The 11744-nt window shown below is 48.9% G+C and carries 12 protein-coding genes; 9 read left to right on the top strand and 3 right to left on the bottom strand.

Annotated elements, in window-relative coordinates; translation table 11 throughout:
• Positions 1-486 (top strand): dipeptidase (locus FWE06_04850; protein ID MCL2546508.1); only part of this gene is annotated, 486 nt, incomplete at its 5' end.
• On the top strand, positions 453-1925 hold the full coding sequence (thrC, locus tag FWE06_04845; GenBank protein MCL2546507.1) for a threonine synthase: 1473 nt from the start codon (positions 453-455) through the stop codon (positions 1923-1925). The genes FWE06_04850 and thrC, both read left to right, overlap by 34 nt.
• A gap of 45 nt (positions 1926-1970) precedes the next feature.
• Here the strand turns inward: thrC and FWE06_04840 are convergent, their stop codons facing one another.
• The gene (locus FWE06_04840) at positions 1971-2144 is read right to left on the bottom strand and encodes a DUF1540 domain-containing protein (GenBank protein ID MCL2546506.1); all 174 of its coding nucleotides are present in this window, start codon (positions 2142-2144) and stop codon (positions 1971-1973) included.
• Positions 2145-2222: 78 nt separating this feature from the next.
• On the opposite strand from FWE06_04840, the gene FWE06_04835 reads away from it, so the two are divergent.
• The 5 genes from FWE06_04835 to FWE06_04815 all read left to right on the top strand — a co-directional run bounded on the left by FWE06_04835 (position 2223) and on the right by FWE06_04815 (position 7185).
• Positions 2223-2915 carry a metallophosphoesterase gene (locus tag FWE06_04835; GenBank protein ID MCL2546505.1) on the top strand — a complete coding sequence of 231 codons (693 nt, stop codon included), beginning with the start codon at positions 2223-2225 and terminating at the stop codon, positions 2913-2915.
• Positions 2916-2981: 66 nt separating this feature from the next.
• Positions 2982-4484: a trigger factor gene (tig, locus tag FWE06_04830; protein ID MCL2546504.1), complete on the top strand. Its 1503-nt coding sequence runs from the start codon at positions 2982-2984 to the stop codon at positions 4482-4484.
• Between the two features lie 80 nt (positions 4485-4564).
• Entirely contained in the window at positions 4565-5149 is a 585-nt protein-coding gene (gene clpP / locus FWE06_04825) for an ATP-dependent Clp endopeptidase proteolytic subunit ClpP (GenBank protein MCL2546503.1), read from the top strand.
• Positions 5150-5276: 127 nt separating this feature from the next.
• The gene (clpX, locus tag FWE06_04820; protein ID MCL2546502.1) at positions 5277-6533 is read left to right on the top strand and encodes an ATP-dependent Clp protease ATP-binding subunit ClpX; all 1257 of its coding nucleotides are present in this window, start codon (positions 5277-5279) and stop codon (positions 6531-6533) included.
• Between the two features lie 58 nt (positions 6534-6591).
• Positions 6592-7185 carry a zinc ribbon domain-containing protein gene (locus FWE06_04815; GenBank protein ID MCL2546501.1) on the top strand — a complete coding sequence of 198 codons (594 nt, stop codon included), beginning with the start codon at positions 6592-6594 and terminating at the stop codon, positions 7183-7185.
• 88 nt (positions 7186-7273) lie between these two features.
• Here the strand turns inward: FWE06_04815 and FWE06_04810 are convergent, their stop codons facing one another.
• Positions 7274-8515, bottom strand: coding sequence for a 6-phosphofructokinase (locus FWE06_04810; protein ID MCL2546500.1), 1242 nt, complete (start codon positions 8513-8515; stop codon positions 7274-7276).
• A 103-nt stretch (positions 8516-8618) separates the two neighbouring features.
• Between FWE06_04810 and FWE06_04805 the strand changes: the two genes are divergently transcribed.
• A complete protein-coding gene (locus FWE06_04805) occupies positions 8619-9026 on the top strand; it encodes a GNAT family N-acetyltransferase (GenBank protein ID MCL2546499.1) in 408 nt (135 codons plus the stop codon).
• A 29-nt stretch (positions 9027-9055) separates the two neighbouring features.
• Here FWE06_04805 and FWE06_04800 read toward each other — a convergent pair whose 3' ends face one another.
• Positions 9056-10357: an Ig-like domain-containing protein gene (locus tag FWE06_04800; protein ID MCL2546498.1), complete on the bottom strand. Its 1302-nt coding sequence runs from the start codon at positions 10355-10357 to the stop codon at positions 9056-9058.
• Positions 10358-10580: 223 nt separating this feature from the next.
• On the opposite strand from FWE06_04800, the gene FWE06_04795 reads away from it, so the two are divergent.
• Positions 10581-11726: an isocitrate/isopropylmalate family dehydrogenase gene (locus FWE06_04795; GenBank protein ID MCL2546497.1), complete on the top strand. Its 1146-nt coding sequence runs from the start codon at positions 10581-10583 to the stop codon at positions 11724-11726.
• The last annotated feature ends 18 nt before the right edge of the window (positions 11727-11744 follow it).

The raw sequence follows: 11744 nt of genomic DNA, 5'->3' as shown, positions 1-11744 counted from the left end.
GACTTGTCGCACGCAGGAGCCGCTGCTATCAAAGATGCCCTCGATGTGGCGCAAGAAACAGGTGGCACTGTCCTTTTTTCTCACTCCAACTCACGGCGGTGCTGCGACCATCTGCGCAACATCACAGACGAGCAATTCAAGAAAATTCAGTCCATCAATGGTGTTGTCGGTTTGAATTTATACGCGCCTTTTGTTGCCGGCACCGATAACGCGTCTTGGGAAAACGTTGTTGAACACCTCGAACATTGGATGAATTTGAGCGGTGAAAATATCATTGCGTTGGGCGGCGACTGGGATGGTTGCTACAACGATGACGGTACTTATAATATGGTCAACAGCGTAAAAGGGCTTGACGAGTATGGGGTATTGTGTGATATACTGACTAAGCGCGGCTGGACGGCCGCACAGCTAGACAAGTTATTCTACAAGAACATGATGAGGTTGGTGGAATCATGCACTACATCAGTACCCGCGACAACACACTAAAACGAACGGCAGCACAAGCCATCGCGCAAGGTCTGGCCGATGACGGCGGATTATTTCTGCCAAGCCAATTGCCAAACTTTACGCCGGAGCACTGGCAAACTTTCGCCCAAATGACGTACGCGCAACGCGCGGCAAACATTATGGCATTATTCTTGCCCGAATTTTCCTGCGAAGAACTGGAAATTTTGTGCGCAAAAGCATACAGTAATTTCAACGACCCGGCCGTCGCTAAAGTCGTTACCGTCGGCGATGACTGTCTGCTTGAACTGTGGCACGGCCCGACCCATGCTTTCAAAGATATGGCGTTGCAAGCTCTGCCGCATTTGTTGACAGCGTCGTTACGCAAGACTGGTGAAACGCGCACGGCGTGCATCTTAGTGGCAACATCGGGTGACACAGGCATCGCCGCGATGAATGGTTTCCGTGATGTCGACGGCACAAAAGCGATGGTTTTTTACCCGCAGGACGGTGTGAGCGCTGTACAGCAGCTGCAAATGACGACGCAGGAAGGGGAAAACCTCGGCGTTTGTGCCGTCAAAGGCAATTTTGACGACGCGCAAAGCGGCATTAAAACAATTTTTGCAGACAAAGAGCTGCAAGCCCAACTTTCTGCGCAAAACTGTTTCTTCTCGTCCGCAAACTCTATCAACTGGGGGCGTGTTCTGCCACAAATTGTCTACTATATATCAGCCTACGTCGATATGGTTGAGCAAGATAAGCTTAAAATCGGCGAGACGTTCAACATCTGTGTACCAACGGGAAACTTTGGCAACATTTTAGCGGCATACTATGCCAAACAACTGGGCGCGCCGATTGGAAAATTACTCTGCGCCTCCAACCAAAACGACGTATTGACCGATTTCATCAACAGCGGCACATATGACAAACGCCGCGACTTCTATACAACGGTCAGTCCCTCAATGGATATTTTAATTTCCAGCAATCTTGAACGCGCACTATACGCACTGAGTAATAATGACAGTAAGGCCGTCAAAAACTGGATGGCGCAACTAAAAACCAACGGACATTACACCGTCAATGATGATGTAAAGGCTAAACTGCAAGAACAATTTTACGCTGCGGCCTGTGATGAAGCCACCACAAAAGCCACCATCGCTGACATTTGGGCACGATACCAATACCTGCTCGACCCACACACAGCCGTAGGTTACAATGTGGCGCAAGGCTATAAAGCAGAAGCGGGCGATAATGCCCCTATGCTGATTGTCTCAACAGCCAGCCCATTCAAATTCGCCGGCGCCGTATTGTCGGCACTGGGAGAGGGGACTGACGGCAATCATGAACAAGCCTTAGCGGCCTTAACAGGCTGGCAAGTTCCGGAAAGCATTGCCAAATTAGCCGACAAGAAAATCCGCTTTACAGAATGTGTCGCCGTCAATGAAATGCGCGGCGTAGTGGAGAGGTTTGCCGCTATGTAAGGCGCGATGTCCTCATCGCGCTGTAAACAGATAAGCGTAGTGCAATCAATACGTCTTATTCTCAAACGTCGAACAAAACGTCTCGGCCTTGCTTTCAGCGTATTCCGTGCCGACTTTGATGGTTTTTGCGCAGCAAATGTTGCCCGGGCCGTGGTGCGTGCAAGTTGACACACTGCAGCTGACACCGTTGAGTTTGTTTTGATTTGGCTGATTGTGCATGATACATTGCCTCCTTTTTTACGATATCATTATGGTAGGCAAAAGGCAGAAAAATTATACAGAAATGGTGGGCTCTCTTTGGCAGTTTACGCAATCGGTGATTTGCACCTCTCCCTGTCAATGAATAAGCCGATGGATATCTTCGGCGGACGTTGGCAGAACTATATGGAAAAATTGAACGAGGGGCTAAGTGTACTGACAGATGACGATACACTTGTGCTGTGCGGTGATTTCAGCTGGGCTATGACCTTGATGCAAGCCTTGCCCGACTTTCAGTACGTCCACAATTTTAACTGTAAAACCATTTATCTCGTCAAAGGTAATCACGACTACTGGTGGGAAACTGCCAACAAAATGCAAAACTTTTGGAACGCACACGGTTTACACAAGTTCAAACTCCTGCACAACAACGCGCATGTTTGTGAAGAATTTGTGTTCTGCGGCACACGCGGCTGGTTTTACGAAGAAGAGCGCGGCGAGCACAGCGCCAAAATAATGAATCGTGAGCTAATGCGTCTGCGAACCTCACTCCAAGAAGCGCAAAAATATCCAGACAAAGAAGTCACTTGCTTTCTGCATTACCCGCCTATGATTGAAAGCTACACTTGTAAAGAAGTCGTCGATTTAATGTTGGAATATAACGTCATGCGCTGTTTTTACGGGCATTTGCACGGCAAAAGCTGTAATCGTGCCAAGCTCGGTGTCCGCGGTGGACTTGACTACCAGCTCATTTCAGCCGACTTTTTGAACTTTAAACCCTTTCGACTTTGACAATGGCTAAAACTTATGGTATAATTATATGTTAGAAATTATTAGTAAATACAAGGAGTACAACACATGGCACTCAAAAACGTTGAAACCCTCGAAAAAAATCAGGCGAAACTGACCATTGAAGTATCGGCCGAAGACTTCAACGCGGCCATCGAGGAAGCCTACAAAAAGAATGTCGGTAAAATCAAAATCCAAGGTTTCCGCCCTGGTAAAGCCCCGCGCAAAATGATTGAAAAAATGTACGGCGAGAGTTTCTTTTACGAAGATGCCATTAACATCTGCTACCCAGACGCCTACCGCCAAGCGGCGGATGCGGCTGAGCTAGATGTTGTTGGTCGCGCCGATGTCAATATGGTCTCAGTCGACGAAAGCGGCTTTGTTTTTGAAGCTACCGTCGATGTACGTCCCGTAGCCGAAATTGGCGCATATAAGGGCTTGACTGCCGAGTCAAGGCCGGTTGTCGTCACAGACGAAGAAGTCGACGCCGAGCTCGACCGCCTGCGCACTCGTAACGCGCGTGTTGAGGTTGTCGAACGCGCTGCTGAAAACGGCGACATCGTTGTTATGGACTACGCCGGTTTTTCCAATGAAAAACAATTTGACGGCGGGACGGCGCAAAATCAAACATTGGAACTTGGAAGCGGCAACTTTATTCCTGGATTTGAAGAACAGCTCGTTGGCAAGAAAGCTGGCGATGAGCTTGACGTTGATGTAACTTTCCCCGACCCGTATCACAGCGATGAATTGGCAGGACAGCCTGCCGTATTCAAAGTAAAAATCCATGAAGTCAAAGGCAAAACATTGCCTGAACTCGACGATGAACTGGCAAAAGACTTGTCCGATTGTGACACCCTGGATGAACTTCGTGCACAAATCAAAGATGAAAAAACAGCTCGCTTGCAATCCGAAATTGATCGCGTTGTTGAGGAACAGCTAATTGAAGGCCTACTCAAAGACTTCAAAGCTGATATCCCACAGTCGATGATTGATGCCGCTGTCGAACGCATTGTGGAAGACTTCAACTATCAGCTGGCCTCACAAGGCATCGATATGAATACCTACATACAAATCACCGGCATGGACCAAGAGGCGCTGATGGCGCAGTTTAAAACACAAGCTGAGCGTAATGTTCAAACCAACTTAGCCCTGAGTCGTGTCGCTGACGAAGAAAAAATCGAAATCTCTGACGAGCAGCTCAATGAACGCTTTGCCAAAATGGCTGTCGATTATCGGACAGAGGAATCAAAGATCCGCGATATGCTGGATGAAAAGACATTGATTCGCGATATGCGTGTCCAAGCCGCCATAGAGGCCGTTAAAGCAAGCGCAAAAATCACTGAAGCTGTCGAAGAAAAAGAGAAGAAGCCCGCTGCGGCAAAAAAAGCACCTGCAAAAAAGCCCGCTGCTAAGAAACCGACAGCCGCAAAGTCAACTGACGAAGCCAAACCGGCTGCAAAAAAGCCCACTGCGAAATCAACCGATAGTGCCAAGTCTGCGGCAAAGAAACCCGCCGCTAAAAAGCCTGCAACTATTAAAACAGCTGAAAAAGCTGACGTACCGGCTGAATAATGACAAAGTTTGCACTGTCAATATGATATAGTGACAAATCACCCACACTTTAAGAATATGATAACATGGAGGACAAAACAATGGCATTGGTACCAATGGTTGTCGAGCAAACTAACCGCGGTGAACGCTCATATGACATTTTCTCGCGCCTGCTCAACGACAGAATTATTATTTTGAGCGATGAGGTCAATGATGCAACGGCTTCACTCGTTGTGGCACAGTTGCTTTACCTTGAAGCCAGCGACGCCAATAAAGACATCGAGTTGTATATCAATAGCCCCGGCGGTTCGGTCACAGCTGGCATGATGATTTATGACACCATGCAGTTTATCAAGTGCGATGTCTCCACTATCTGCATGGGCATCGCGGCGAGCATGGGTTCATTCTTGCTTGCTGCCGGTGCAAAAGGAAAACGCTACGCTTTGCCAAACTCGGAAATCATGATCCATCAACCGTTAGGCGGTGCACGCGGTCAAGCCACTGATGTGCGTATTCATGCCGAGCATTTGGTCAATACTCGCAAGAGACTCAACGATATGCTGGCACAAATGACCGGCCAAACCGTCAAAAAAATCGAAACCGACACCGAGCGCGACAACTTTATGTCGCCCGAAGAGGCTGTCGCCTACGGACTTGTCGACAAAGTAATCAGTAAAAGGGGATAAAGAGCCGCCGAGTAGGCGCGTATTAAAATTGGAGCGATAACGTGAAAACGACGCTTTTCGCATAGTCGCGGAATTTTGATGGTAATGCGCCGTATACGGGGCGTGACAAAAACACGGGGGTAATTCCATGTCAAATGACGCAAAAAGAACCGTACGCTGCTCGTTTTGCAACAAGAAAAAGGACGAAGTTAAGCGTATGATAGCCGGTCCCGGCGCGTGTATCTGTGATGAGTGCATTCGCCTGTGCTTGAATATTTTGGACGACGAACCAATGTCGTTTGAAGACAAAAAGCCAACTGAAACCGCTGAAAAGCGCGAACTGCCCAAACCACGCGAAATCTATCAAACCCTTGACCAATATATCATCGGGCAAGAGGCGGCAAAAATTTCACTCAGCGTTGCGGTGTACAATCACTACAAACGCATCTATAACCTCGACGAAACAGGCGAGGATGTCGAAATTCAAAAAAGCAACATTTTAATTCTCGGCCCGACCGGTTGTGGAAAAACGCTTTTTGCGCAAACGTTGTCACGCATTTTAGATGTGCCGTTCGCCATCGCCGACGCCACAACATTGACTGAAGCTGGTTATGTTGGTGAGGACGTCGAAAATATTCTGTTACGCCTTATCCAAGCTGCCGATTTCGACATTGAATGGGCTGAACAAGGCATCATCTATGTCGACGAAATTGACAAAATCGCCCGCAAGAGTGAAAATGTATCCATCACTCGCGATGTCAGCGGCGAGGGTGTGCAGCAAGCGTTGCTGAAAATTCTGGAAGGAACGTCCGCCAACGTGCCGCCGCAAGGCGGACGCAAGCACCCGCACTCAGAGTTTATGCAAATCAACACTGACAATATCCTGTTCATCTGTGGTGGCGCTTTCGACGGCATGGAAAAAATCATCGAAAACCGTATGGGCAATGCCACGATCGGTTTCAATGCGCCTGTAAAAACCAAGGAAGAGCGCGAAGAGGCCAACATTCTCCAAGAAATCCAACCTCACGATCTGGTAAAATACGGTATCATTCCCGAACTGGTCGGCCGTTTGCCGGTTATCGCGGCATTAAAAGCCTTGACACGTGAGGATTTAGTGCGTATCTTAACGCAACCCAAAAATGCGTTGACCAAACAGTATTGTAAACTCTTTGCCCTCGATGACGTACAACTGCATTTTGAAAAAGAGGCTTTGGAAGCCATTGCCGATAAGGCATTGGCACGCAACATTGGGGCGCGCGGCCTGCGCTCGGTGTTAGAGGAATCCATGACATCCATCATGTACGATGTACCCACCGACCCTGGCATTGAACGCGTTGTCATCACTGCTGCTGTCATAAACGGCGAAGGTGAGCCTGTGGTCACTCGGCGTAAAGAGGCGTCATAAAAAAGTCGATATATAGGACGCGCCGGGAGAGCAAAACAAAAAAGGGTAGGGGAATAAAATGGCATTCTGCACAAAATGCGGCAAACCAATGACCAAGCAATTCTGCGGGGCCTGCGGTACTGCGGCTGTCACCCCTGACGTCGCTGCTTATTTGCAATCCTTATCAACGGCACAACCCTTGCCGCCGCCTGGTGTGCGACTTGCGACGAAGCCAATACCAAAGCAACACAGGCGCACGAAAATGATTGCCATGATCGCTATTGCTGCGGTATTGGTTATCGCCTTAGGTATTCTGTTTGTATCCAGCAGCTCAAGTATGGCCGGACTCGAGCGCCAACTGCTCGGCACATGGGAGCGCGAAGTTTACGGCTGGATCGGTTCAGACTGGGAAGACGACATGCCTATGCTTCGTACCGGCACACTTCGGCGCACGTTTAGCGAAAACGGCGGTGGCATTGTGCGCACAACATGGCACGGCAGTCCCGGCAGCGAAGGAAGTTCATTCTCATGGCAGCTTGATCGTGGCAGAATCTTCATGTCGCCAAGTACATTTGAAAATGGCGCCGAATGGGATGAGTTTGAAATCACAGACAATCAACTCACCATTCGTCGCGGATGGCAAGAAGAGGTTTATACACGGGTAAGTGAGTAAAAAACGCCCGTACAAAACACAAAAACCGCCGCAAAACAGTTCGTTTTGCGGCGGTTTTGCGGCATTTGAGGGGTGTTTGCGACACTCTTTATATCTTTACCTTTTTGAGACGCGCAAATCGCGGTAAACCGTCAACTTTTACCATATCCGTCTCGCCTTGAATCAGCGGCAGGGCATAGTCAATGTAATCTTGCGTCAGGCCGTTGCCGGCAGCGTTAATCCACGCGTCAGGCACTTTCTTTTCCGTGTTGGCAACATAAGTCAGATCGAGCAATACGGTTTCGCACTTATATTCGCCCGACTCGGGACGTTTGAATGCCACCATTTTGTCGGTCACACCTGCGACAGCTTGCTCAACCGCTGTTTGGCCTGCCAAGTAAGACTCGGCAATGTCGGTACCCGAGCCAACGTGCGCTGCGCAGCGTTGCAGCAAGCTGAACTCGATGCCGCGTACTTTCGCGCCGGTGTGCTCTTTGACAATATTCGCCAGCGTCGCCGCTAAACCGCCCAGTTGTGCGTGGCCGAATGAGTCCTTAGTCGTCGCCATTGTTGAACCATACTCGGAAATAAACTTGCCGTCTTTGTCTTGAATGCCTTCACTAACAGCGATAATCGCCTTGCCATTCTTCTTGTAAACCTCGCTCACATCTTTGAGGAAAACATCCATGTCAAATTCGCGCTCGGGCAGATAAATCAAGTCGGGACCCGCACCGCCATGTGATGCCAACGCCGCCGCCGCCGTTAGCCAACCCGCGTGGCGACCCATGATTTCCAAAATGGTAATCATGCCGATGTCGTAGACACGTGCGTCTTGATAGACTTCCATGCAGCTTGTGGCAATATATTTCGCCGCCGAGCCATAGCCGGGGCAGTGGTCAGTGCCGTAGAGGTCGTTGTCAATAGTTTTAGGAATACCCATAACGCGACATTCATATCCGTTTTTGAGCATGTATTTGCTGATTTTATTACAAGTATCCATTGAGTCATTGCCGCCATTGTAGAAGAAATAGCGCACGTCGTATTTTTTGAAAATTTCCAAAATGCGCTTGTAATCAGTATCGTCAACATCAGGGTCAGCCAGCTTGTAGCGGCATGAGCCCAGGGCAGAGGAGGGGGTATACTTTAGCAGTGACAATTCGTTAGGGTCTTCTTGCCCCATGTCGTACAATACGTCATCAAGTACGCCACGAATGCCGTGTGCCGCACCGAGAACTTTGGTGATATTAGGGTTTTTGAGTGCCGTTTCAATCGCACCAAGTGCGCTGGCGTTAATGACCGACGTTGGTCCACCCGATTGCCCGATAATACAGGCGCCTTTGAGTTGGGACATGGTTGTTTACCTCCGAAATTTTCTGTTGTTCGAGCCATTATACCCTTAAATGGATTGTTTTGTCAATGCGTGTGTGTTATAGTTAATGCAAAAAAGGTGATTTATGAATATCGTATACAACAACGTCTTGTCAGTAGAAGATTACTGCAAGCTACGTAAATCTGTGGGATGGCGTGATATATCTGAAGCGCGTGTGCAATATGCATTAGATAAATCTGACTTTATCATTGCGGCAGTAGTTGATAGTAACGCAGTAGGTATGGCACGGTTGATTACCGATGGCACGCAAGTGTTGATTATGGATGTTGTTGTCCATCCCGATTATCAAGGCAAAGGAATCGGCAGAGGGCTAATGGAGCAAATCAGGCAGTATATACTGAGCATAGACTTTGACCAAATACTTGTGAATCTTATAACACGCGACCAAACAGGATTTTATGAGAAACTTGGATACAAAAAGCTTAAAGATTTTCAAGCCGAAGGCATGCGCTTGTGGTTGAATGGTATGTAGGGGCGGCACTCTTGCCGCCCATGCTGAATCTACCCAAACAACCACCCAAACACCCCCGTACGTTGCGGCTGCGGCGTTTGCTGTGCCGTCACAACATGGTGCAACATCACGGCAATATCAGCGCGTGTCATAGGTGCGTCGAGATTTAGCACATCATTCGTGTCAAACAGCCCATTCTCACGCATATTCGTCACCGATTGCGCCGCCCAAGAGGGGACAGCACTGTCTTCGGCAAATGCATACACCATGTCGCTATCTGGCAAATTTAGTGCGTTGTTTAGCAATACGCTTGCTTGACCGCGTGTGATGGGGAAGTCGGGTTGGAATGCCCGCCGACCATCTTCTTGCGTAACGCCGCTCAGCCAACGGGCGTTGACGGCTAGGTTGACATAAGGCTTAGCCCATGCCGGTATATCCTCATCGTCGGCAAAGCCAGTTCGCAACGTTGGTGTCACTTCGCTAAGCTTCAGGCCATTGACCGCCAATGCCAAAAACTCCGCACGACTGACCGGTGTATCGGGGTGGAAGAAATGTCGTCCGCCAACCTGTTCGCCGACAATTAAGCCGGCCTCGGCCAGTTGCAATGCCGCATAATGCGCCGGATGTCCGTCCATGTCGTGGTAGCTGACTTTGGGTTGTTGACGCGCAATGGTTATTTCGACTTTCGCGGGTGCCGATGTGTTGCCGTACGAGTCAACGGCAACGTAGGTGAAACTGTCGCGTCCGTGTTTGTTGTGATAGGGGGTGTAAATGAAACTGCCGTCAGCGTTAAGCTTGACTTCACCGCGGCGCGACTTGCCGGCAATCCTAAACGTCAGCGGATCGCCGTCGGGGTCTTTGGCGTTAAATTGACCTGTAATAGCAACATTTCGGAAGGTTGACAACGTTACGTCTTGCGCAATAGGGGGTTGATTTGGTTCTTCTAGCACTGCGACATTGATGGTCACGTTATCAACGCTCACGCCGCCGGAAAAGACCGGCAAAAAGCTGAAACTGGCTTGCGAAACACTGTCGGCAGCAGGAGTATAGCGCAAGTTGTCAAGATTATCAATTGTGATAGCCTCACCAACCATCAATTGACGTTCCATGACGTATAAGTTGCCGATTTCTGCATCGGGCAGACCTGTGATGATAATGCCCTGTAGTTTGTCGTCACCGATAATGCGTGACGTGAAATCTTTGCGTGAAAATTCGATTTCATTGCCGACGGTGGTGTTCTTGGCGAAAATCTCCACAGTTGGCGACTCGGCGATGGTTTGCGCAAATGCGACGGGAGCAAAGGTGAGCAGCAAAACGATGGCTAGAATTATTGAAATAAAGCGACGTTTCATGATGGCCTCCTTAAACGTTAAGAATTGAGCGATACACCTATTGTTTGCCGGAATTGTTGAAATATTCCTAAACATTTCACTTGACATAATCTTTTTTACGCAGTATACTGAGAGGGATAAAAAGAAGAGGAACAGGTATTGTGTTACCCTCAACTATACAAAATAAAGATTTTGTATAGTTAGATGTTAGCGGTATTTGTATCCTCTACGGAGGAGCTTACATATGAACTACTCACTCGTACACGAACGCATTGATCAAATCCTTGATATGCAGCGTGCCCGCGTTGCGGCTATGGCGGAACAAGCTGACTTTATTGATTACGCCAAGTGTGCGCCGCTCATTATCGGTATTTGTGGCGGTGACGGCATCGGCCCTGCCATTACGGCACAAAGTGCGCGTGTATTGCAGCACTTGTTGGCGGCCGAAGTTTCAGCCGGGAAAATCGAGTTTCGTACCATCGATGGTCTGACGATTGAAAACCGTGCGGCGTGCGATAGGGCCATTCCTGATGACGTGCTGGAAGAATTGAAAGCCTGCCACGTCATTCTCAAAGGCCCAACCACTACTCCTCGTGCCGGCGACCCGTGGCCAAATATCGAAAGTGCCAATGTCGCCATGCGCAAAGCGCTGGATTTATTCGCCAATGTTCGTCCTGTAAAAGTGCCTGACCAAAATATCGACTGGGTCTTTTTCCGTGAGAACACGGAGGGGTCATATGCTGTTGGTAGTTTAGGCATTCATGCCGATGATGACATTGCCATCGACTTCTGCGTCACGACAACTGGTGGCACCGAGCGTATTGCCAAATTGGCGTTTGAACATGCTAAAAAGACCGGACGCAAGCGCGTCACGGCAGTCACAAAAGCCAATGTTGTCAAGACGACGGATGGTAAATTTCTGAAAATTTGCGAAGAAATCGCCGAAAATTACCCCGAAATCACTTATGATGACTGGTACATCGACATCATGACAGCAAAATTGGTTGACGAAAAACGTCGGACGGCGTTTGAGGTTTTTGTACTCCCCAACCTTTATGGCGATATTTTGACTGACGAGGCCGCTGAGTTCCAAGGCGGTGTCGGTACAGCGGGCAGTGCCAATATCGGCAAGCGTTACGCCATGTTTGAAGCCATCCACGGCAGTGCGCCACGCATGGTGGAAGAAGGGCGTGCGCAATATGCTGACCCCTGTTCGATGTTGCGGGCGTCGGTGATGCTGCTCGAACATATCGGCAAAATTGACGAGTCTTCGCGCTTGGAAAAAGCGTTGAACGTCTGCATGTACGAAGAGAAAAAGTTGGTTATTACTGGGCGAGACACAGGCGCGACCAGTGACGCTTTTGCCGATTATGTGATGTCGAAACTATAAAGTTCACACATGGCAAAA

The organism is Oscillospiraceae bacterium (assembly GCA_009780275.1).
In the GTDB taxonomy this organism is placed as follows: domain Bacteria; phylum Bacillota; class Clostridia; order Oscillospirales; family UBA929; genus WRAI01.
This window is presented reverse-complemented; position numbering and strand designations above follow the sequence as displayed.